The following is a 21646-nucleotide window of genomic DNA, read 5'->3' on the forward strand; positions in this document are numbered from 1 at the left end:
GGTAAGCAATGAAAGATAAAATCCGCTCCCTTGCAGACCAAATCCATGGGAAGGCGGTGGCATGGCGGCGTCACTTGCACCAAAACCCCGAGCTTTCCTTCCACGAATACGAAACATCGGCCTTCGTGAAAGGCGAGCTTGATCAGCTTGGTATTCCCTATACACCTATGGCCGATACCGGGGTTGTCGCACTTATCCATGGGGAGCAACCCTCCGATAAGGTCGTTGCATTACGCGCCGACATGGATGCCCTACCCATTACCGAAGTGGAGGGGCGTGCATATGGGTCGAAGAATGTTGGCGTGATGCATGCGTGTGGGCACGACGTACATACCGCCTCGCTGTTGGGTACGGCACATATCCTTCAATCGTTGAAAGCGGATTTCGGGGGAACGGTCAAACTCATATTCCAGCCTGGGGAGGAACGGTTACCGGGAGGCGCCAGCCTTATGATCAAAGCCGGAGCATTGCAAAACCCGAAACCCCAAGCGGTCATCGGGCAACATGTGATGCCGCTGATTCCGGTAGGGAAAGTAGGCTTTCGGGGGGGAAAGTACATGGCATCCACCGATGAATTATATGTAACGGTGAGCGGGCAAGGGGGGCATGGCGCCCAACCTCAGCAAAACATCGACCCCGTGGTCATCACGGCACATATCATCATCGCCTTGCAACAGGTGGTCAGTCGTTTTGCAGACCCTAAAATACCTAGTGTGCTGTCTTTTGGCAAGGTTATCGCGAATGGTGCTACCAACGTGATCCCTGATACCGTATACCTGGAGGGTACGTTCCGCACTTTTGATGAGGAATGGCGAAAAGAAGCACACGGACGGATGGTGAAAATGGCTATGGGCATTGCCGAAAGCATGGGGGGATCCTGCGACTTCGAGGTGCGTAGCGGTTACCCTTTTCTGGTCAACGAAGAGAAGCTGACGGCCGAAATCCGCGGTTATGCGGAAGACTTCCTCGGCAAGGAGAATGTTGTTGATCTTGACCTCTGGCTCGCGGCCGAAGATTTCGCCTATTATTCGCAAGTGGCGGATGCCTGTTTTTATCGGTTAGGTACACGTAACGAAGCCAAGGGTATCACATCGGCTGTACACACTCCTACATTCGATATCGACGAGCATGCCCTGGCGCTGAGCACCGGTTTGATGGCCTATATCACCCTTCGCCGGCTGACCGGCTAATGGCCTTACGTGCATGGCACAGACTAACGTAACATTACATGAGGTAACAGAAGTAGATTTGCCAATAATTCGCCAGTTGGCCCACGATATCTGGTGGCCTACCTATGAGGACTACATTGACCACGGCCAGATCCGTCTCATGCTCAAACTGATTTATTCCGATCCGGCATTGCGAAGGCAACTCGAAACAGGGCAGCGTTTTTCGCTAGCGCTACGGGGTGATGTTGCCATCGGGTTCGTCGGGTTCCGGCCCAAACCCGGTAATCCAAAAACCATGCGGATCGAAAAACTATATGTGAAACCATCCGAACAAGGGAAGGGTACCGGTCGGCTCATGATTGACCATGTTGCACAAGCCGCATTATCAGCAGGTTACTCGTCTCTTGAACTGAATGTGAACCGAGGCAATCCCGCGTCGAAGTTTTACGGTGGGCAAGGCTTCGTGATCGTCGATACGGTGGATACCCCCTACCACGGTTATGTGCTAAACGATTATGTGATGCAGAAGAAATTGAGGCACGAACGGTAAACAATCTTCCAAGTTTTCTCGCTAATGCCATGTGTTTTCTTAAATTTGATACACATCGTACTCGTATTTCCTTTATTTGGAATACGAATAACATCACACATATGGGAAATAGGCATATATATCATAGTGGAGTTATCGGAAATTGCAGCTATTTGGCGCACGTCCATAAAGACAGTAATGTTTCTTGGTTGTGCTGGCCTTCTTTTGATAGCTCGTTCGTTTTCGGTGGATTATTGGATCCCAATAAGGGTGGGCGATTTTCGATACAGCCTGTGGGCGAATTTACAAGCAAACAGTATTATATCGAAAATACCAATGTGCTTCGAACCGAGATAACGACTGCTGAAGGAACATACCGCATCACTGATTTTGCCCCGCGATTCAGGCAATACGAACGTTACTTCAAGCCACTGATGCTGGTTAGAAAGGTAGAACCCTTAACAGGCCGTCCGCGTGTTCGTATTGTATGCGAGCCCGTAAGTGCATACGGTGCACAGACGTTCAATAAGTTCCGGGGGAGCAACCATGTTGACTTCAATAACGGTATTGAGCAGATGCGGTTAACGACGAACGTACCTGTGAGCCACTTTTTCGGGGAAGAGACCCTTGTATTGGGCGGAACCACGTACCTGGCCCTGACCTACGGACAGCCGCTTGAGGCGCCGCTGGAGCGCACGGTCGAACATTTTCTGCGGGAAACCACGAATTATTGGCGCACCTGGATCAAGCACGCCACCATATCGGCATTCTACCAGGAGGCCGTCATCCGATCCGCCCTTGTTTTAAAAATCCACCAATACGAAGATACCGGTGCTATCATCGCGGCAGGTACCACCGGTTTGCCGGAATATCCCGGCAGCGGCCGTAATTGGGATTACCGTTTCTGTTGGCTACGCGATAGTTATTACGTCATTACGGCGTTAAATCACATCGGCCAATTCGAGGAAATGGAGCTATATGCAAATTACATCACCAACATTACCCATGCGGATACGGGCAGGCTCCAACCCCTTTACGGAATAAACGGACAGTCCGAGCTCACGGAACAGATATTGGAGGGGTTGGAAGGATACCAGGGTAATCAACCCGTGCGGATCGGCAACCAAGCTTATGAACATATCCAGAACGATGTGTATGGGCAGGCAATGATTGCCCTATTGCCATTATATACGGATTATCGTTTTGTTTTCAAGGAGCGTTCCGATGCAGGTCGCTGGGTCGATTATATTCTGGAAAAGATCGAAAGGACCATCGACGAAAAAGATGCGGGCATTTGGGAGTTCCGGAATTTTGCCAACCACCACTGTTACACCAATCTTTTCCAGTGGGCGGGGAGCTCGGCGGCACGAAAGATCGGGACCGTCATCGGCGACGGGCAGTTGATTAGCCGGGCGGAAGCCCTGATGAAGCGCGCAGCACATTATATCGAATCGAGTTATGACGCCGACCGGCAGGTATATACAAACGCGGTTGGCAGCCCACACCTTGACGCCAGCACCCTGCAGTTGATTATGATGCATTACCTCGATCCGTCTTCCGAGCGGGCACGCCGTCACCTTTCGGCACTCGAACAGGAGCTGAAAACTCCGGAGGGGCTTTTTTACCGCTACGTGCATTCCGACGACTTCGGTAAGCCCAAGTCTACGTTCCTTATCTGTGCTTTCTGGCACGTGGAGGCCCTTGCCTGTGTCGGCCGTGTGGATGAGGCCATTGCAACATTTGAGAAGCTACTCACTTATGCCAACCACCTCATGCTATTCAGTGAAGACGTGGACGAGTCCGATGGGAGCCAATGGGGCAACTTCCCCCAAGCATATAGCCACGTTGGGCTCATGAACGCAGCCTATCGCATCTCGATGAAGCTGGATCAGCCGATTTTTATGGGTTAGCGGTTTGCGGGGTTTCGTCGGCAAGCCGCTGAAGCAGCCGCCGCACGTCACGGTGGTGCTTCAGGTAAAACCGGGCAGCCGATACTTCAGTACCGACTTTGATGGTAAACGCCTCCGGAGGTAGCGCGTGGAACGTATCTTCGTCAGTGCGGTCATCACCAATGGAAAGGATGAAATCATAGCGGTTTTCGTGGAGAATATCCAGCGTTGCCCGCCCTTTGTTCACTTCGGCACTCCGTATTTCCACCACTTTATCCCCATCGAGCAGCTGTAACCCGTATGAGGCGGAATAATCGCGTAGGCCTTCAATAAGTTCGTTCGCCCGCAAGGGCCCCAAATCGCGCTGAACCTTGCGGTAATGCCAAGCGAGTGAAAAACTCTTCTCTTCGACAAATGCGCCAGGTGTGCGGTCTGCATAAGATTCCATGAAGGCACCCACTTCTTCCTTCCACGCATTGGACAAACCGCTTTTCAACCGCCACTCCGCGTGTGGTTCTTTCGTCCAGACGCCATGTTCGGCAATGAGGCTATAAGGTTTGTTTTGGAACCACTGTTCCAGCGTGCTGTGCTTTCGGCCGCTAATGATTACCAGGTGGTTGTTGATGTCGGTCTCTAGCTTATCGAGCAACCGATACAGCTCGTCATCGGGCGACGCCTTATCTATATCATCTTGGAACCCGACCAGTGTGCCGTCGTAGTCGAGCAGTAGCAACCTGCTGGCAGCCGATTTATAATGGGTGATGATTTGATCCTCGATGACTGACCCAACCAACCGGGCCCGAGTGTTCGATTGTACTTTCTTTATCTCTTCCAGTCTATTCATAAATAAGTTTGCCCAGTGCTGTACAGTAAATTTGAATACGATTTGGCGCATGGCCTTCATGCGTCTGGTTACCTCGGCCATGGGCATGTTCAATGCTGTCAGCATGGCGTCGCAAATATCGTTCACGTTATTTGGATTCACAATCACGGCATCGATCAGCTCGTTGGCGGCTCCTGCCATTTCACTGAGGATAAGCACTCCCGTATGATCGTTCCGGCTGGCAATGTATTCCTTACTTACGAGGTTCATCCCGTCGCGCATGGGTGTTACCAAGCAAACATCGGCCACGTTGTACAGTGCCGATATTTCCTCTACCGGATATCCGTGATAGAAGTAAGCCACCGGATACCAATTGTATACGCCATATTCCGCATTGATGTGACCGACCAGGCGGTCTATCTGGTCTTTGAGCTCGCGGTATTGCGGTACGGTATCGCGCGAGGGTACGACCACCATATATAATGTCACGCGTTTGTGGAAGCTTGGATTTTCGGCTAGGAACAAGTCAAACGCTTCCAATCGTTGCAGTATACCCTTGCTGTAATCCAGACGGTCTATGGACAGTATGATTTTCTGGTCTTTGAAGTTCGATTCCAGCTCGGCGACGCGTTTAGTCACGCGCTCGTCTGCTGACAAGGCCGAAAACCGGTTGCTATCTATACCCATCGGGAAGGGTTCCACCACGATGGTACGTCCATCTTCCTCCAGCTTGTTGGAATTGTTGTTTGTGCCGGTGAGCCTGGTGGCCGAGCTAATGAAATGCCTTACATCATCGAAAGTGTGGAAACCCAATAAATCGGCACCTAACATCCCTTCCAGCAGTTCGCGCCGCCAAGGAATCAAGCGGAATAACTCCTGGGAAGGGAACGGGATATGTTGGAAAAAGCCGATCGAAGCATCCGGCAGTGCGTTGCGAAGTAAGCCGGGCAGTAAAAGTAACTGGTAATCGTGAACCCAGATGGTGTCGTCCGGCTCGGCAACTTCAAGTACCAGGTCGCGAAATTTTTCATTCACCCGCACGTAGGTCTGCCAATTGTCCAGTCCATAAACTGCGTAATTGGGCATGTAATGGAAAATGGGCCAGAGCACCTCATTGGAGAACCCTTCATAGAAACCTCGTATCTCGTCATCGTCCAGGAAGAGTGGTGCTAGCCGTTTCGCTTTCAGCACTTCCGTGAAATAAGCCTTTTGTTTAGCATCCTCGAGTATGATACCGGGCCAACCGATCCATGTATTCTCGCCTTGCGTGTGGATGGAGGCCAAACCAGTTGCCAACCCGCCTTCACTGGGTTGCAACACGTAGCCACTGCCATCCGCTGTGATTTTTATGGGTAGCCGATTGGATACAATAATGGTTTTACTCACCGTTTTGATTATTAACCTGAGTTCGATTATTAGCTTGGTTAATGCCCATCTATATAGAGATAACGAAATTAACCGCCAAAAGTTTGGTGCTACCGTCCTAATTTCGGAACACGGGTAGGGGTATCTTCACCCGAAACGATGGTCTTCACCCCCGTGGCAATTGCTTGGATGGATGAAACGATATTTTCAATTGCCAAGGTCCCTACCTCGTCTTTCACCGTATGATAGTAGCGGTCTTGATCGATCTGCACGGTAGCAAACGTATGGGCGGGCACACCTACCGCCGCTAACGATGCATTGTCGCTCCGATAGAATAGATTTTGGGTTGGGTAAGGATCGGGGTGGAGGGTGAAATCTGTATCCTTCACATTCCGCTGCATGATTTTCGCCAAATTGGATTGGTCATACCCTGTTACATATAGCGAGTTGGGGCCGAAACGGGCATCTTTGCCGATCATCTCGATGTTGATCATGGCAACCACCTCTTCGGGGTTGACCTGTGTGGCAAAATATTTCGACCCTACGAGGCCGATTTCCTCCGCCGTAAAAGCAACGAATAATAGGGTGCGCGCATTGTCATCGCGTTTTTTATAGTAATTAGCCAAGCTTATAACAGCCGATACGCCGGAGGCATCATCATCGGCCCCGTTGGCAATCGAATCTTGGCCCACGGCATCAAGGATGCCGATATGATCGTAATGCGCTGAAAAGATGACGTATTCATGCGGCCTGGATTTACCCGGCAGCATACCGATCACGTTAAACAAAGGCTGCTCCTCGATGGTATTGGTGAAAGCCACGCGGAATGATGTGGGGATATGGTTGGTTAAAACATATACGATGGAGGGCGTGGGGGAACCATTTGGCTCTTGGCTCACACGTTCACGCATCATGAAGCTCCGGTATCGGCTAAAGAGCCCAGCATAGCTGGTGTCAATGACCACGACGGCATCTTTCCCCCCGGTGGCGACCGCCCTAAAGCGTTGTGCGAAATCCTCACCCGCTTGTATCCGGATCAGAGATACATCGGGATCGGTATTCCAGTTTACGCCCGGCCTATTACTCGATACAATAATACGGTCCTCCGGTATTTCTACTCCGTCAAATGTGACTTCCCAAGTAGCGGGGCGGATTTGCACAACGTCAAACGTCTGTCTGAAGTCGGGCTCATCAGTAAAGGAATGCAATCCGATTTTAGTAAATTCCGAAGCGATGAAATCAGCTGCACGCTCCACACCCGGTGTAAATGCCGCCCGTCCCTGCATACTGTCTGATGCCAGTGTGTGCAATATCCGCTTCACCTCATTGGTCTCAACCACCCGCTGCGGTGATTGGCGGCTGGCGCATCCTGCCAGTAAACAAAGCGCTAGTAGAGTCGAACCTAACCGTTTCATCATGATGTTGCCATTATGTGCACCCTCAAATTTAGACAAATTTCCGTACTTTCCTGCTTCTAATTGCCGGATAACCGCTATCTTTGAGTACTGAATGGGGATTGTTGACCTGATATGATTCCGCCAAAGTGGCCAGGTATTGACAAATTGAAAAGCAAATAATAAACAAATGAAAGAAATCACGGTTGAGGAACTCAAGTCGAAGGTTGATAACAACGAAGATTTTCAGTTGATTGATGTACGGGAAGATTTTGAATATGAAACATCCCATATTAATGGGGAGCATATCCCATTGGCTGATGTCGTTCTTGAAAAAGATAAAATAGCGCGCGATAAGCCGGTGATTATCCATTGCCGTAGCGGCAAGCGGAGTGCCCAAGCCGTCATGCTGCTTGAACGGGAAGGATTTGACAACCTTTACAACTTAGCGGGTGGAATATTGGCATGGCGTGATGCGTTCGACCCTGATATGGAGGTGTATTGATTTTGTGGCTACTTGCCTGCTATGAAGCGATATTTCTTTTATAACGTGATGTTGAATATCGGATTGATTTTGATGTCGTTCGCCACAATTGCAGCTTATAGCAGTGACGATAACGGGTCGAAGTATCTGATACTCGCTATCTCTGTAGCCATTTTATTGGTGCTTGCCTATTTGAAGTACCGGTTGTTGAAGCTCGTCAGACAATTCACGCAGGAAAAGAATAAATGACCTTATTGAGCTATAGGAACACACTCGGATAAGCAAACCAACTCGCCGTTTTTCAGCACGGGTATGGCTGCCACGACATCTTCCTGCAGGCAAAAGGCAATATCTTTTTCAATGTGGAGGTGCTTCATACGTTTGCTGTGTGAGGCTTCTGCTAGGAACGTTGCAAGATCTTCCCGGGCGCTATGGTAAAGATGCTGGGCGGCATATGCGGCGTCGTCCATGGTTACTTCGGCAGCTTGGAGCCGATCGACCACGGCACCGGCAAAAATGGTATCTTCCAAACACATGTGATTTTTCCATCCAGCACAAACCAATAGCACATGGCCATCTTGGTTTTTCAACCATTGGGTTAGGGCACTGATATTCAGGAAGGAGCCCATCACCACCGTTTTTGCCCTTTTGCAATGTTGGATGGCCCGGGTACCGTTTGTGGTTGTCAGTACAACCGTTCTCCCGGCCACTTTTTCCGGGGTATACGAAAAGGGCGAATTGCCAAAGTCAAACCCTTCTACCACCGCACCGTCTCGTTCGGCCGCTAGCAGATAACCTTTGCCTTTATAGGCCAAGCATTCGTCTATTTCGGCAACAGGGATAATCGAGTGCGCACCGTTTGCTAGTCCGTAACACATGGAAGATGAAGCCCTGAAGATATCGATTACTACCGCTGTCGTATTATCCAGCTCATAAAATGGCAGTAAGGCGGGGCTTAGGCATACATTCACGCTTTTTAAGGTCATCCGCTGTTGTTACTACTTTACAAATGGAGGTTTTACAACCACCGCTTTCACCTGGTTGTTGCGTATTTCGATGTATATCTCCGTTCCTTCCTTGGCATGGTCCACGGCTACATAACCCAGCCCGATGGATTGCTTGAGGGTAGGCGATTGCGTACCCGAAGTAACCCGGCCGATGATATTGCCGTCGCCATCCAGGATATTGTATCCCTGCCGCGGTATTCCACGATCAATCATCTCGAATCCCACGAGCTTGTTTCTCAATCCCGCTTCCTTCTGCTTCCTCAGTCCATCAGCGTTGACGAAGTCTTTCGTGAACTTGGTAACCCAACCTAGCCCGGCCTCCAGTGGGGAGGTGGTATCGTCGATATCGTTGCCATAGAGGCAGAAGCCCATTTCCAATCGTAGCGTATCGCGAGCCCCAAGGCCGATGGGCTTGATGCCGTATGCTGCGCCGGCTTCGAAAATCGCGTCCCAAACCTTTTTTGCGTCTTTGTTGGCCACGTAAACCTCAAACCCGCCTGCTCCGGTATAACCGGTGGCCGATACCAGTACATTGTCTATCCCCGCAAAGGTACCTTTGGCGAACGTGTAATAGCTCATGGTTGCTAAGTCCATATCGGTAAGACCATCGAGCACATCTGCTGATTTGGGGCCTTGGACGGCAAAGAGAGACGTCTCGTCAGAAATATTTTTCATGGTTACGCCGGCGGTATTGTATTTGGAGATCCAATCCCAATCTTTCTGGATGTTTGAGGCGTTTACAACGAGGAAATAGGTTTTTTCATCGATCCGATATATAAGGAAGTCATCAACTATGCCACCGGTTTCATTGGGTATATAGGCGTATTGGACCTTCCCATCCGTCAGCCGGGACGCATCGTTGGCACTGATTTTTTGGATCAGGTCGAGCGCACCGTCGCCTTTGAGGATAAATTCACCCATGTGACTCACGTCGAATACCCCGACGCCGTTCCGGACGGTCTCATGCTCATCGTTGATACCGGAGTATTGGACCGGCATATTAAAGCCTGCGAAAGGAACCATTTTGGCACCTAAGGCTATATGTACATCAGTAAGAGCGGTGTTTTTTGCCATAAACCAGCATTAACTTTTGCCGCAAAGCTAAGGAAAAAAGCGGGTAAAAGTCAATTTCCCGACAAAGAGGACCAATGGGTGCACAAAGCTGGCCTTGTGCACCCCGGCAGAAGGCTTGTTACGCCGGCTTGCGGCTAAGCTGAAGCACTTCTTTCACGTTTACTTCGGTAACATAACGGGTTACGCCGTCGTTGTCGACATATTGGCGGTTTACCAGCTTGCCCTCAATGGCAATTTCGGAACCCTTGGTCAATGCTTTTTCGGCGAAGGCGGCCTGGCGCCCCCAAAACACGAGGTTATGCCATTGCGTATTGGTAGCCCATTCGCCGTGTTCGTTGCGGTACCGTTCATTGGTAGCCAACGATACCCGGGCAAGGTTCGTGTTTTCATTGAGTGTTTTCATTTCGGGATCCCGTCCTAAAAACCCGGTTAGCCTAACGCTGTTTTTTAATGAAGCCATGATGCTTAGAAAATAAATAGTGAAACAATCGATTAACGACCGATGGCATTGCTAACCATCGACAAAGCAAAGGTGGAGCTCCAAAGGGAAATAGCCGTATGATAAACGGATATATCCGGATATATCCGTTTATAATCGGCTTTGGCGGGGGTCTTAGATGTTTTTCACGAATTCCTTGATTGCTTTTGTGGGGTCGGCGGTCTTCATGAAGTTCTCGCCGATGAGAAACCCTTCGAAACCAACTACCCGTAACTGACGGATGGTGTCCGGATGGCTGATACCGCTTTCGGAGACCTTGACGAATCTTTCGGGAATCAAATCCACCAATTCCAACGAATGGTCGAGCGAAACCGAGAAGTCGTTCAGGTTACGGTTATTTACACCGATGGCATCTACACTGTCCATCATACTGCGATCCAGTTCCTGACGGTTGTGCACTTCCAGCAATACGTTTAATCCCAGGGATTTTGCTGACTCGGACAAGGCCTTAATCCGCTTTGTATCTAGCACAGCCGCAATCAATAGGATGATATCCGCTCCATAGGCCTTTGCTTCCACTAGCTGGTACTCATCTATGATGAACTCCTTACGGAGCAGTGGTATCGTTAATGCCGTGCGGGCAGCGAGGAGGTCACCCAGGCTACCCTTAAAAAAGGGCTGGTCTGTCAATACAGACACGGCAGACACGCCGGCTGCCTGATAGCCGCCCGCTACCGCGGCTACCGCTACCCGATCATTTATTATTCCTTTCGAAGGCGACGCCCGTTTATACTCGGCGATGATTCCGTTCTTCTCCGGATCATGCATGGCATCACGCAAGGAAAGGCACGAACGCCTGAAGAGCGGCTTTTGTTCCAATATGGCAAGGGGGATAGTGGCTTTTGCCTGTTCCACCTCAACGGTTTTCTTAGCGATTATTTTATCTAAAATAGTCATTATCCGATAATCTGAGAGGGGTTGTGGGTAAGCGATGATGGGTGCCCGGAGGCTGGAGGCGCACATTCGGCGGTGGGGGCTAGCCAGTTTGCAATCATGGCTTTGCCATGTTGCGTAAGTACCGACTCGGGGTGGAATTGCAGCCCCTTTACGTCGAGTGTTTTGTGGGCCAAGGCCATGATTACGCCGTGTTCATCTTCGGCGGTTATGCGTAACACATCGGGAAATCCTTCGTGGGCCACGGCCCACGAGTGGTATCGCCCTACGGGAAAGGATTGCGGCAACCCGTGGAAGATGGGTTCATCATCCACCTTAATGAACAGTGGCGTTGCGGTGCCGTGCACTGGCCTGCTGAGGTTGTACAGGGTACCCCCATAGACCTCAGCAATCGCTTGTTGGCCGAGGCAGATGCCCAGGATGCTTTTTATAGACCCGTATCGGCGGATGACATCCAAAAGCAGGCCGGCTTCGCTGGGGACGCCTGGGCCGGGCGACAGCAGGATTTTGTCGAAGCTGGCCACCTCTTCCAGGGCAAACTTATCGTTGCGCCATACGGTAGCGCCGTACCCGCATTCGTGCAGTAGGTGCACTAGATTGAACGTGAATGAATCATAATTGTCGATCACCAGTATCCGGGGTGATTGCTTTTGAACGGTGTCCATGGTATTACTATCAAATATCCTGTGCCAGTTCCATTGCCTTACGCAAGGCGGCGATTTTGTTGTTTACTTCCTGAAGTTCCTTTTCGGGGTCGGAGTCGGCGACGATGCCCGCTCCCGCTTGGTAGTGTAAGGTGTTGTTCCTGCTCATGAACGAGCGGATCATGATGGCGTGGTTGAAATCATCGTTGAACCCCATGTAGCCAATGGCCCCGCTGTAAAACCCCCGCTGATGGTTTTCATACCGATCGATGAGTTGCATGGCCATGTGTTTGGGTGCACCACTGAGTGTACCCGCTGGAAATGTGTCGCCCACCACGTCGAATGAGTTCACCCCGTCGCGTAGCGAACCACAGACCTTGGAAACCAAGTGGATAATATGTGAGTAGTACTGCGCTTCTTTGTAGGTTTTTACGTGCACATCTTCGCAATGCCTGCTCAGGTCGTTGCGCGCCAGGTCAACGAGCATCACATGCTCCGCACTCTCTTTGGGGTCTTCCTTCAGGGCTTCTGCTATTTTTTCGTCCTGCTGTTGGTTCCCGCTACGCTTGAAAGTGCCCGCAATGGGATAAATGGTCGCCTCGCGGTTGCGGATCGTCAACTGGGCCTCCGGCGATGAGCCGAAAAGCTTGAAATCGCCATAGTCGAAGTAAAACAGGTAGGGCGACGGGTTGATGGAGCGCAATGTACGGTATACATTGAATTCGTCGCCTAGGAACGGGCGCGAGAATCCCCGCGATGGGACAATCTGGAACACATCGCCACGGAAAATATGGGTTTTCATCTTTTCCACCAGTGTTTTAAAGTCTACATCGCCCATGTTCGATGATTCATCGCCATTGAGCGAGAACCGATACTCCGGGAAGTTTTTGTTCTGGATGAGGTACTGGATTTTTTCAAGTCCTGATGGACTGTCGTCGTCTTTCAACTGGTGTTCGAAAATGAAAAGTTGGTTTCGAAAATGGTCTATGGCAATTACATACCTATAAATATGGTATTGCATAAAGGGGATGTCCCGCTGGGGGTCTGGCGGCGTTTCCAACCGGATGTCTTCGAAATGCGTTACCGTATCAAACGTAAAGAAGCCAAAAAGGCCATTGGAAATGAAGTTGAATTCGCCTCCGCCGTTGTCGGTAAAGGCACTTCTGAAGGCCGACACCTCTTCACGGAGGTTGATTTCCGCGGCCGGTTTCCGGGCCGCGGGAAGCCCAGGGTATTGGATTTCGAGCGCATCGCGGTCGAGTTGTATACCCGCAATCGGTTGGCAACAAATGTAGCTCATGTTATTTTCGCGGCTGTGGTAGTCGGAACTTTCCAGCAGCAGACTGTTCGGAAACACATCGCGTAATCGCAGGTACGTACTCACCGGCGTCGTGGTATCGGCCAGCAACTGTTTGTAAGCCGTTTTAAATCGGTATGCCATATTCATTAACTTAATCACACAAAAAAACCCGACGGATTCTTCAAAACGTCGGGCCGAATATTCTAAAGCCTTGGCTGATTAGGAATATATTATCGTTCCTTCTGACCCGACGTTATTTACGCCATGACACCACCATAATCCAATGTGGAACTTATTCATAATCATACGGAGCAAAAATATAAAAAAAATTAACGAAACAAATTTTATTTTGAGGGTATTTGCCTTTTGTTGTCCACTTAATCATCCAGCAGGTCCGGTCGCCGGGTTTCGGTACGGGCCAATGCCTGCTCATCGCGCCATCGGTTTATCGCCGCTTCATTGCCGCTGAGCAGTACCTCGGGCACTTTATGCCCGCGCCAGTCTGCCGGGCGGGTATAAATCGGCGCATCCAGCAGCCCTCCTTGAAATGAGTCGGAGAGTGCCGAAGTCTCGTCCGACAGTACGCCGGGTATGAGCCTCGCCACAGCGTCCACGAGCACGGCGGCGGGCAATTCCCCACCCGAAAGCACATAGTCGCCGATGGAGATTTCGCGCGTTACGAAGATGTCACGGATACGTTGGTCGATACCCTTATAGTGCCCACAAAGGATGAGGAGGTTGCCTTTGGTAGAGAGATTGTTGGCGATGGACTGGTTGAGGGTTTCGCCGTCCGGCGTCATGAAAACCACTTCGTCGTATGGTCGCTCTGTCTGTAGCTTCTCGATGCATTTTGCAAAAGGTTCCACCTGCATCACCATACCGCTGCCGCCGCCATAGGGGTAGTCGTCTACACTTCGATGCTTGTTGTCGGCATAGTCGCGCAGGTTGTGCACGGTGATTTCACAAAGCCCTTTTTTCTGTGCACGTTGCAGGATGGAATGTGCGAAGGGACTTTCCAGTAAGCCAGGCAGTACCGTAATGATATCAAACCGCATCGGGCAAAGATAAGGTTTTGGCCGTAATCACTCCATAGTTTTATATGCCCTTTCAGAAGGTTATAGCATATAGCTGCGTATTACATCGCATGCTAGCCTTTATCGCTGTAATCCAACGGCTAACCTATAGCGGGCGGGCACAGTTCATCATTGCCACGCATTCACCCATGCTTATTTGTTACCCCGGGGCTGTGATCTATCAATTTGATACGGATGGGATCAAAGAAACGGTTTACCAAGAAACGGAGCACGATCAGTTAACCAAATCATTTTTGGACAACCCGGCTGTATACTTGCGCCATTTAATGGAGGGATAAATTTGAGCGCCGCTGTTTCTCCGGCGTGAAGATAAAGAATAGGTCTAACGTATTGCGGAGCAGCTGGCCGCGCAGGAAACGGACTTTAGTTTATTGATGACGTTTATTTCGTTATTCCATAAGCTGATAATGAGTAGGTGCCTTCGGCAGGAAGCACCAGGCTGCATTATGTAATTAGGTGCCACGGAAATTTTGGTCTCTGTCGATTATGTTGGAATGTGTATTATTGCCTTCCAAACGTTAGACAAGGAGGCATAATTGGAAATTCGAAATTTTGAACCGGCAGATTTTGTTTTTCTGCAGCGGTGGGTCACTTCTCCAGAGTTGCTGTTCCAGTATTCGGGCGGTCATTTCCAGTTCCCCTTAAACGTTGACCAACTGATGGAATACAGAAACGAGCACCCCGATAGGCCACAATATGTAGGGCTACTTGATGCCGTTCCTGTCGCTTTCGGCGAAATCATTCCACAAGACTGCGGCTGGCCGCGCTTGGGCCGTATCCTGATCGGGGACCCCTCCACACGCGGCAAAGGTTTAGGGCATCGGTTCGTTACGGCCTTGGTAGGGGAATGCGTACGCTTATATGGTTGTGACACCGTGGATCTCAATGTATGGGATGAAAATGTAGCCGCGAAACGCTGCTACGAGAAAGTAGGTTTTGTTTTCCAACAGCATGGCCATACGGTGGTACATGCGTTCGGCCGAGATTTCAATATCCATAAAATGGTGTGGAAAGCCCCATTGCATTAAAAAACCCCGCTGCCTGATAGCAACGGGGCTCGAAATAACATGGATGGATGTGGCTACACCGTTGCAGCCACGCCGCGTAGTGTCTTCGCAGCTTCAACCATGGATTCCAGCGCGGCTTTCGTTTCGGGCCAAGCGCGGGTTTTCAGGCCGCAGTCAGGGTTAACCCAAAGCTGTCCGGCAGGGATAACGGCTTTTGCTTTTTCAAGCAGTTTCACCATCTCTTCCTTGCTTGGTACGCGCGGTGAGTGGATGTCGTAAACACCGGGGCCTATGTCGTTCGGGTAGTTGAAGTCGGCAAAGGCATCGAGCAACTCCATCTGCGAACGCGATGTCTCGATGGTGATTACGTCGGCATCCATGGCAGCGATATGCTCGATGATGTCGTTGAACTCCGAGTAGCACATGTGGGTATGTATCTGCGTATCGTCTTCTACGTTTGAGGACGACACACGGAATGCACGCACGGCCCAATCGAGGTACGCCTTGTGGTCGGCCTTGCGGAGGGGCAGGCCCTCGCGGATAGCCGGCTCGTCGATCTGGATGATTTTGATACCGGCTTTTTCCAATGCCTGCACCTCATCCAAAATAGCCAGGGCAATTTGATAGGTGGTTTCAGACCGTGGCTGGTCATTGCGCACGAATGACCATTGCAAAATGGTCACCGGACCCGTAAGCATCCCTTTTACGGGGCGATTGGTAAGGGTTTGTGCGTAGGCTGACCAATAAACGGTCATGTCATTCGGACGGGAAACGTCACCATAGATAACGGGGGGTTTCACACAGCGTGAACCGTATGACTGTACCCAGCCATTTTTGGTGAAGGCATAGCCCGATAGTTGTTCGCCGAAGTATTCGACCATGTCGTTGCGCTCAAATTCGCCGTGTACCAGTACGTCGATGTCGAGGTCCTCTTGCAGGCGGATGGTCCGCTCGGTTTCTTCGGCGATAAGCTTGTCGTACTCCGCTTGGCTGATGGCTCCCTTTTTGAGGTCAGCACGCCATTTGCGCACGTCTCTGGTCTGCGGGAACGAGCCGATCGTGGTGGTGGCAAAGGCAGGCAGGTTGAACTTCGCCTGTTGCTTGGTCTTACGGTCGGCAAAGGGGCTGGTCCGCTTGGCATCGTCGTCTGTAATATTCTTTACACGCGTTTTCACATCGTCGCGATGGATGAGTGCAGAGGTGCGGCGGCTTTGTTGAGCAGCTTTGTTGGCCTCGAAGCGCGAAGTAACGGCGCTGTCCGCATCGCCGGTCGCCAGCGCGGCCAGGTCGGTCACCTCGGTAAGCTTTTGCTTGGCAAAAGCGAGCCAGTTTTTAACTTCCGCCGGAAGCGATTGTTCGTTGGTTTCCAGATCGAGGTCGAACGGGACGTGCAGCAGCGAGCTGGATGGTGCAACCCATACGCGGTCGGCACCTAATGCATCAACAGCCTGTTTGATTTTTTTGAGGGACGCCTCGTAGTCGTTTTTCCAGATGTTGCGGCCATCCACCACACCGAGCGAAAGGGTAAGGCCGGCAGGTACGCTGCCCAAAAGCTCGTCGAGCTGGTTTTCACCACGTACGAGGTCGATGTGCAATGCCTGTACGGGTAGGTTCAATGCCGTTCCTGCATTCTCGCGCAGCGATTCGAAGTAAGTGGCCACAACGAGTTTGGTGCCTTTTGCGGCAGCGGCGAGGCGGCTGTAAACCGTTTGGTAAAGTGCGCGGGTTTTGTCGTCGATGTCCAATGCGAGGAAAGGCTCGTCAAACTGCACCCACTCGGCACCTGCCGCGGCGAGCTTGCCCAATATTTCTTCATAAACGGGCAGCAGGCGGTCAATAAGGTCGATCCGATCGAAGCCGGCTTCTTTTTCTTTACCCAGCAATAGGTAGGTGATGGGGCCCAGTAGCACCGGCTTGGTGGTGATGCCCAATTGCTTGGCTTCGTTAAATTCATTTACTACCTTCTCGGAAGTGAGGCTGAACTGCTGGTCCTTCACAAACTCCGGCACGATGTAGTGGTAATTGGTGTCGAACCATTTGGTCATTTCCATGGCGGTTACGTCGAGTCCACCCTGCTGGAAACCACGTGCCATGGCGAAATATAAGTCGAGGTTGTAAGAAGAGGCACCTTCAACGGTGAAGCCTGCGTAGCGGGCGGGGATGGCACCTACGGTAAGCGTGAGGTCCAGCACCTGATCATAGAACGAAAAATCGTTGGAAGGGATGAGGGCGATGCCGGCCTCCTGTTGGGTTTTCCAATTTCCTTCGCGAATGGTGCGCGCGGCCTCCAGCAACTCCTGCTGGTTAATCTTTTTTGCCCAGTAGGCTTCGTTGGCCTTTTTCAGCTCCCGAAGGGCACCGATACGCGGGTAACCCAAATTGTTGGTTTTTAACATGATATTGTATAAATAAATGAATGTACAACGCAAAAACCTCCTTCCACTGTGGAATGAGAAGTCTTTTCTGGATGCTTTGGGGAGACGGCACAAGGGTCAGTTGTGTCTGCTTATTTTTCCCTACCCCCGCTTTTTAGTGGGGGAGAGTAGAATTTAGCACCTTGTCTGTAGACAGGTTGCTAAGGCTTCACAGGGTCCATTCCCTCTGCCTTTCTCCATAAGCGGCCGCTAAGGTCGGGATAAATTATGGAAACCACAAATATTTTTACAGATGGTCTACTAACTTACTAGGAGTTTATATCCCTTGCCGTGCACGTTGACGATTTCCACGTTGGAGTCGTCGCGCAGGTACTTGCGCAATTTACTCAGGAAGACATCCATGCTGCGTCCGTTGAAGTAGTTGTCGTCGTGCCAGATTTTCAACAAAGCTTCCTCGCGCGTCAACACGTCGTTTTTCTTAATGCAGAGCAGGCGGAGCAATTCAGCTTCTTTGGTTGATAGTTTTTGCTGTTGTTCCCCATAGCTGATTTGTTGCGACACGTAGTCGAAATGGTATTTCCCGATGTCGAATTGGTCGGCATATGTTTCTTCCTGTTTCTCACGCGTCGCCCGCTTGAGCAAGGCCTGGATGCGCAACAGGAGTTCTTCCACGCGAAACGGTTTGGTAATATAATCGTCGCCCCCTAGTCCGAAGGCCTCGGTTTTGTCTTCCATCATTCCTTTGGCCGTAGCGAAGATGATGGGTATGTCTGTGTTGGTTTTGCGTATTTCTTTGCCTAGTGTGAAGCCATCCTTGCGTGGCATCATCACGTCGAGTATGCAAAGGTCGAAAGTCTCTTTATTGAATTGTCGCAGCGCTTCGTCGCCATCCTTGCAGAGCGTAACTTCGAATTTGCCCTTCAGTTCCAGGTAATCTTTCAAGATATCGCCCAGGTTGGGGTCGTCTTCAGCCAGTAGAATCTTTTGCATAATGGTGGGTCTCCCTATCGTTCGAGCGGTAATGTAATTTCAAATGTGGTGCCTTTGTCTTTTTCGCTCCGTACATGTATTTTCCCATCCAAACGCTTTACGATATCGTTGACATAGCTAAGCCCCAGGCCGAAGCCTTTTACGTCGTGGCGGTTTCCGGTTGGGATACGGTAGAATTGGTCGAAGATCTTCGACAGTTGGTCGCGGCTCATGCCGATGCCTTTATCGGCCACCGTAATGTGTATGTGCTTGCCGTTGCTTTTGGTCCTGATGATGATATCTGGATTTTCGTTACTGTATTTTATGGCATTGTCCAAGAGGTTGAACAGCACATTGGACAGGTGTAGCTCGTCGCCCGATACAACGGCCTCTGTCGCGTCGAGGTGCGTGTTTACCTTGGCTCCATGTTTAAGCAGCTGCAGCTCCATGCTATCCACCACAGCCTGTGCCAAGTCGTTGATATCTACGGGCCGGTGTTCCAGCTTTAGGTTGTCTTTCTCGAGGCGGGCAATATTGAGTACGCGCTCGATGTGGTTGCCCAAGCGTACGTTTTCATCGTAGATAATGTTGGCCAGTCGAGTGGCGCGCTGTTGGTCGGCCGCGATTTCCGCGTCTCTGAGTGATTCGCTGGCAATCATGATGGTGGCTACCGGCGTCTTGAACTCGTGCGTCATATTATTGATGAAGTCTGTCTTCATCTCCGATATTTTTTTCTGGCGGAGCATGGTGAAAATGGTGTAGGTAAAGCTTCCGACCAATACCAGCAACAGCGTCACCGACGAAAATAGCATCACGGTCATGTTTCCCATCAACAGGTTGTCTTTGTTCGGGAAATATACCGCAAGGCGGCCAGACGAATTGTGGTTATCCGCCCGGAAGAGCTCGGTGGTGTATAGACTCTGCGGATCCGCTTCTTCTGCCTCCGACAAGTTGGCGAAAGATGCATAAAGCGTGGTGTTGCGGTCTTTGATTATCAAATCGAATGGCGACTCGATGTCTCTGACAACCAGTTCTTTTTCGAGTTCTGACCGGATGTACCCCACGTTGATGCGCTCACTGAGGGGACGCTTGTATAGCTCCATCTCCGCCTCAAAACCCTGTACCATCATGGGATTCTTGCCACTTATGATGGCAATGGTGTCCATCAACGTGTTAGCTTGCAATAACTGCAGTTCCCGTTCCTTGCGGGCAATCTCACGATCCATCTTGAGGTCTTGCCGGGGGGGAAATGCCTTTATAGCGTATTTGAGCCGCGTGGTGTTGAACTCATCAGGTCCCATCGGGATGAAGTAGCGCACACTGTCGTCTTTTGCCTTAATGGTTGGTACCCTTCGGGTGGCGGCGAGTCCGATGGAGTTGTCGTTCCGCTGGAATCCATTGTCTATGACAATGTTTGACTGATAGCTTACCGATACGAGGTTCTGATGAAATGGATTATTGATGTACGTTTCATAAAAATCGTTATTTTCAATGGGTATAACGATGGGGAATTTTTGATTCAGTTCCTCCTCCTGCTTTAGGAATGCCAAGCGCAATTCTGCTTGTTTTTGGCGCAGCTGTTCGATTTCCGTTTTCAGCCGGAGCTGTTCTTCGAGCTTTCGTTGCTCACGCTCGGCCCTTTCCTTGTTTTTGCGTTGCGCAGCGGCAAGTTGCATCACTTCGCGCTTCTCCGCCTTGGAGGCCACCGCATTGAGTGCGGCTTTTACAGATTCATCAAAAAGCTGGGCTTTCAGCACGTAGGATTGGCGGATGAAAAAATATTGCATGGCTACCACCCCCAAAAGGGCCAAGGTCATCAAGCCGATGATCAGTCCAATGCTTTTTTTGTGCTTCATTCCTTACAAAAATACACAAGCTGCGCAGCAAACGGTAGCTTTTAACAAATTTTAACATGGTGCATTACGCGCGGAGCGGTTATTTTTCGCTACTTTTGAATGTACCAATTTACTAGGGTTATGAACAGGCTCTGTATTTTTTTAATCGTTCTTTTTAGTTCGCCTGCGATTGGGCTGGCCCAACAAGAGCGCGATGGTAACGATAGTTTACGTTTGGAAAAGCCCGAAGCCCAGGTGTTGGTGGGCCCCGTGCGCTCGAAGCGGCAGCTTCAGCGCCCCGGCGAGCGGATGTTCGACACCTCTCCGATGCCGAACGTATACCAGGGTGACTATGCGATAGCCATGCCGAACGCATACCAAGGCGACAATTGTGTGCCCATGCCCAATGTTTACCAAGGCAAACCTGCTGAACGGATCATTAACGTAAGACCGGACAGCGCGGGTAATATTAAGCCCGACAGCCTCCTCCGCGAACGCTATAAGCCAAGGGATACCCTGGAAAACCGGAAGCCAAAGGAGTAGACCCTCGGAGCCGAGTGGTCCTAGCGCCCCGTTTTGGTCACGTGGAGCTTGCGGCCCACCTGGAGAAAGGTGTATCCGGTTTTATCGTTGAAATATTCATCTACCGCATGGCGGCAGCCGGACCAATCGTAATAGTCATCGAATAGGAGTTTCCCCCCCGGCGAAAGGTGGGGTTCGATTTGGATCAGGCAGCTCATTACCGATGCATACCAATCGCAATCGATGTGGGCCAAAGCTACCGGTTGGGTAATGTAGAGCGTATCTTCGAAATATCCCTTAATCAGCTTGATGTTGTTTTCTTGGTGTGGAAGCCCATGTTTAGCCAAGTTGTCGGCGACCACCTCCTGTAGGTTTTCCGTATATCCATAATAGGTGTCGCCACCAATTCCCTTTGATTTACCGCTTTTTATTTCTTCGTATCGGGCGTGCACATCAGCGTCGTCTTTGTCTGACGGGGGCGGAATCATGTCGAACGCATCATATAAGCGGAGTTCGCGGGCGGTGGCCTTTGCCTTGCCGAGTGCGATGGCCGATCCCCCGAGCGCACAGCCGGCTTCGATGAATAAGCCGGCCACCCGCGCCTCTTCCACTTCCCGGGCTACCCCATATAGATTGAGCAGGTCCTGGGCGGTGAGGTACGTCAATTGCTCCATCTTGACTTGCAAGACGGCTGCCTTATCATGGTTGGTAAGGCGATACCACCAAGCGAGCGCTTTGGTGGTCATTCGGTCTGTAACCTCGTGGATATCCAT

Annotated in this window: 21 protein-coding genes and 1 riboswitch; of the genes, 8 read left to right on the top strand and 13 right to left on the bottom strand. The window is 50.8% G+C overall.

All coding sequences use genetic code 11. The annotated features are described in order from the left end of the window. Positions 1-8 precede the first annotated feature (8 nt). From ACO1NT_RS04360 to ACO1NT_RS04370, 3 genes are all read left to right on the top strand, one after another. On the top strand, positions 9-1190 hold the full coding sequence (locus ACO1NT_RS04360) for a M20 metallopeptidase family protein (protein ID WP_449047180.1): 1182 nt from the start codon (positions 9-11) through the stop codon (positions 1188-1190). A gap of 13 nt (positions 1191-1203) precedes the next feature. Then, a complete protein-coding gene (locus tag ACO1NT_RS04365; RefSeq protein WP_449047181.1) occupies positions 1204-1719 on the top strand; it encodes an N-acetyltransferase family protein in 516 nt (171 codons plus the stop codon). A gap of 101 nt (positions 1720-1820) precedes the next feature. Further along, complete coding sequence (locus ACO1NT_RS04370) at positions 1821-3608, top strand: glycoside hydrolase family 15 protein (RefSeq protein ID WP_449047182.1); 1788 nt, start codon at positions 1821-1823, stop codon at positions 3606-3608. On the opposite strand, the gene ACO1NT_RS04375 is transcribed toward ACO1NT_RS04370, so the two are convergent. Continuing rightward, the gene (locus ACO1NT_RS04375) at positions 3598-5796 is read right to left on the bottom strand and encodes a bifunctional alpha,alpha-trehalose-phosphate synthase (UDP-forming)/trehalose-phosphatase (RefSeq protein ID WP_449047183.1); all 2199 of its coding nucleotides are present in this window, start codon (positions 5794-5796) and stop codon (positions 3598-3600) included. The genes ACO1NT_RS04370 and ACO1NT_RS04375 overlap by 11 nt on opposite strands. An 89-nt stretch (positions 5797-5885) precedes the next feature. After that, entirely contained in the window at positions 5886-7193 is a 1308-nt protein-coding gene (locus ACO1NT_RS04380) for a M20/M25/M40 family metallo-hydrolase (RefSeq protein WP_449047184.1), read from the bottom strand. Positions 7194-7359: 166 nt separating this feature from the next. Here ACO1NT_RS04380 and ACO1NT_RS04385 point away from each other — a divergent pair, with 166 nt between their 5' ends. After that, positions 7360-7674 carry a rhodanese-like domain-containing protein gene (locus tag ACO1NT_RS04385; protein ID WP_449047185.1) on the top strand — a complete coding sequence of 105 codons (315 nt, stop codon included), beginning with the start codon at positions 7360-7362 and terminating at the stop codon, positions 7672-7674. A gap of 21 nt (positions 7675-7695) precedes the next feature. After that, entirely contained in the window at positions 7696-7902 is a 207-nt protein-coding gene (locus tag ACO1NT_RS04390; RefSeq protein ID WP_449047186.1) for a DUF6358 family protein, read from the top strand. A gap of 2 nt (positions 7903-7904) precedes the next feature. Here ACO1NT_RS04390 and ACO1NT_RS04395 read toward each other — a convergent pair whose 3' ends face one another. From ACO1NT_RS04395 to trmD, 7 genes are all read right to left on the bottom strand, one after another. Further along, positions 7905-8639, bottom strand: a complete 735-nt coding sequence (locus ACO1NT_RS04395; RefSeq protein ID WP_449047187.1) for a 2-phosphosulfolactate phosphatase — start codon at positions 8637-8639, stop codon at positions 7905-7907. A gap of 12 nt (positions 8640-8651) precedes the next feature. After that, on the bottom strand, positions 8652-9734 hold the full coding sequence (gene gcvT, locus ACO1NT_RS04400; protein ID WP_449047188.1) for a glycine cleavage system aminomethyltransferase GcvT: 1083 nt from the start codon (positions 9732-9734) through the stop codon (positions 8652-8654). Positions 9735-9852: 118 nt separating this feature from the next. Beyond that, positions 9853-10194 (bottom strand): single-stranded DNA-binding protein, encoded by a 342-nt coding sequence (locus ACO1NT_RS04405; protein ID WP_449047189.1) that lies wholly within the window; start codon positions 10192-10194, stop codon positions 9853-9855. A 153-nt stretch (positions 10195-10347) separates the two neighbouring features. Continuing rightward, on the bottom strand, positions 10348-11130 hold the full coding sequence (gene trpC / locus ACO1NT_RS04410) for an indole-3-glycerol phosphate synthase TrpC (RefSeq protein WP_449047190.1): 783 nt from the start codon (positions 11128-11130) through the stop codon (positions 10348-10350). After that, on the bottom strand, positions 11130-11792 hold the full coding sequence (locus ACO1NT_RS04415; protein ID WP_449047191.1) for an anthranilate synthase component II: 663 nt from the start codon (positions 11790-11792) through the stop codon (positions 11130-11132). Before ACO1NT_RS04415 ends, trpC begins: the two co-directional genes overlap by 1 nt. A 10-nt stretch (positions 11793-11802) precedes the next feature. Then, on the bottom strand, positions 11803-13212 hold the full coding sequence (locus ACO1NT_RS04420) for an anthranilate synthase component I family protein (RefSeq protein WP_449047192.1): 1410 nt from the start codon (positions 13210-13212) through the stop codon (positions 11803-11805). Between the two features lie 236 nt (positions 13213-13448). Then, positions 13449-14126 (bottom strand): tRNA (guanosine(37)-N1)-methyltransferase TrmD, encoded by a 678-nt coding sequence (trmD, locus tag ACO1NT_RS04425; protein ID WP_449047193.1) that lies wholly within the window; start codon positions 14124-14126, stop codon positions 13449-13451. A gap of 89 nt (positions 14127-14215) precedes the next feature. On the opposite strand from trmD, the gene ACO1NT_RS04430 reads away from it, so the two are divergent. Together ACO1NT_RS04430 and ACO1NT_RS04435 are read left to right on the top strand one after the other, a co-directional pair. Further along, positions 14216-14443 (top strand): hypothetical protein, encoded by a 228-nt coding sequence (locus ACO1NT_RS04430; RefSeq protein WP_449047194.1) that lies wholly within the window; start codon positions 14216-14218, stop codon positions 14441-14443. 258 nt (positions 14444-14701) lie between these two features. Next, entirely contained in the window at positions 14702-15193 is a 492-nt protein-coding gene (locus tag ACO1NT_RS04435) for a GNAT family N-acetyltransferase (RefSeq protein WP_449047195.1), read from the top strand. A gap of 53 nt (positions 15194-15246) precedes the next feature. On the opposite strand, the gene metE is transcribed toward ACO1NT_RS04435, so the two are convergent. From metE to ACO1NT_RS04450, 3 genes are all read right to left on the bottom strand, one after another. Beyond that, a complete protein-coding gene (gene metE, locus ACO1NT_RS04440) occupies positions 15247-17568 on the bottom strand; it encodes a 5-methyltetrahydropteroyltriglutamate--homocysteine S-methyltransferase (protein ID WP_449047196.1) in 2322 nt (773 codons plus the stop codon). A 107-nt stretch (positions 17569-17675) separates the two neighbouring features. After that, positions 17676-17792: riboswitch (SAM riboswitch) on the bottom strand. Positions 17793-17847: 55 nt separating this feature from the next. Next, positions 17848-18537, bottom strand: coding sequence for a response regulator transcription factor (locus ACO1NT_RS04445; protein ID WP_449047197.1), 690 nt, complete (start codon positions 18535-18537; stop codon positions 17848-17850). Between the two features lie 14 nt (positions 18538-18551). Then, positions 18552-20372, bottom strand: coding sequence for an ATP-binding protein (locus tag ACO1NT_RS04450; RefSeq protein ID WP_449047198.1), 1821 nt, complete (start codon positions 20370-20372; stop codon positions 18552-18554). 120 nt (positions 20373-20492) lie between these two features. Between ACO1NT_RS04450 and ACO1NT_RS04455 the strand changes: the two genes are divergently transcribed. Continuing rightward, complete coding sequence (locus ACO1NT_RS04455; RefSeq protein ID WP_449047199.1) at positions 20493-20894, top strand: hypothetical protein; 402 nt, start codon at positions 20493-20495, stop codon at positions 20892-20894. Positions 20895-20914: 20 nt separating this feature from the next. Here the strand turns inward: ACO1NT_RS04455 and ACO1NT_RS04460 are convergent, their stop codons facing one another. Beyond that, complete coding sequence (locus ACO1NT_RS04460) at positions 20915-21646, bottom strand: TylF/MycF/NovP-related O-methyltransferase (RefSeq protein ID WP_449047200.1); 732 nt, start codon at positions 21644-21646, stop codon at positions 20915-20917.

It is taken from the genome of Parapedobacter sp. (assembly GCF_053550995.1).

Bases quoted from the DNA above. Each gene is read 5' to 3' on its own strand.
- ACO1NT_RS04360 (WP_449047180.1), top strand. From the start codon at position 9: ATGAAAGATAAAATCCGCTCCCTTGCAGACCAAATCCATGGGAAGGCG.
- ACO1NT_RS04365 (WP_449047181.1), top strand. From the start codon at position 1,204: ATGGCACAGACTAACGTAACATTACATGAGGTAACAGAAGTAGATTTG.
- ACO1NT_RS04370 (WP_449047182.1), top strand. From the start codon at position 1,821: ATGGGAAATAGGCATATATATCATAGTGGAGTTATCGGAAATTGCAGC.
- ACO1NT_RS04380 (WP_449047184.1), bottom strand. From the start codon at position 7,193: ATGATGAAACGGTTAGGTTCGACTCTACTAGCGCTTTGTTTACTGGCA.
- ACO1NT_RS04385 (WP_449047185.1), top strand. From the start codon at position 7,360: ATGAAAGAAATCACGGTTGAGGAACTCAAGTCGAAGGTTGATAACAAC.
- ACO1NT_RS04390 (WP_449047186.1), top strand. From the start codon at position 7,696: ATGAAGCGATATTTCTTTTATAACGTGATGTTGAATATCGGATTGATT.
- ACO1NT_RS04395 (WP_449047187.1), bottom strand. From the start codon at position 8,639: ATGACCTTAAAAAGCGTGAATGTATGCCTAAGCCCCGCCTTACTGCCA.
- gcvT (WP_449047188.1), bottom strand. From the start codon at position 9,734: ATGGCAAAAAACACCGCTCTTACTGATGTACATATAGCCTTAGGTGCC.
- ACO1NT_RS04405 (WP_449047189.1), bottom strand. From the start codon at position 10,194: ATGGCTTCATTAAAAAACAGCGTTAGGCTAACCGGGTTTTTAGGACGG.
- trpC (WP_449047190.1), bottom strand. From the start codon at position 11,130: ATGACTATTTTAGATAAAATAATCGCTAAGAAAACCGTTGAGGTGGAA.
- ACO1NT_RS04415 (WP_449047191.1), bottom strand. From the start codon at position 11,792: ATGGACACCGTTCAAAAGCAATCACCCCGGATACTGGTGATCGACAAT.
- ACO1NT_RS04420 (WP_449047192.1), bottom strand. From the start codon at position 13,212: ATGGCATACCGATTTAAAACGGCTTACAAACAGTTGCTGGCCGATACC.
- trmD (WP_449047193.1), bottom strand. From the start codon at position 14,126: ATGCGGTTTGATATCATTACGGTACTGCCTGGCTTACTGGAAAGTCCC.
- ACO1NT_RS04430 (WP_449047194.1), top strand. From the start codon at position 14,216: ATGCTAGCCTTTATCGCTGTAATCCAACGGCTAACCTATAGCGGGCGG.
- metE (WP_449047196.1), bottom strand. From the start codon at position 17,568: ATGTTAAAAACCAACAATTTGGGTTACCCGCGTATCGGTGCCCTTCGG.
- ACO1NT_RS04445 (WP_449047197.1), bottom strand. From the start codon at position 18,537: ATGCAAAAGATTCTACTGGCTGAAGACGACCCCAACCTGGGCGATATC.
- ACO1NT_RS04450 (WP_449047198.1), bottom strand. From the start codon at position 20,372: ATGAAGCACAAAAAAAGCATTGGACTGATCATCGGCTTGATGACCTTG.
- ACO1NT_RS04455 (WP_449047199.1), top strand. From the start codon at position 20,493: ATGAACAGGCTCTGTATTTTTTTAATCGTTCTTTTTAGTTCGCCTGCG.
- ACO1NT_RS04460 (WP_449047200.1), bottom strand. From the start codon at position 21,646: ATGGATATCCACGAGGTTACAGACCGAATGACCACCAAAGCGCTCGCT.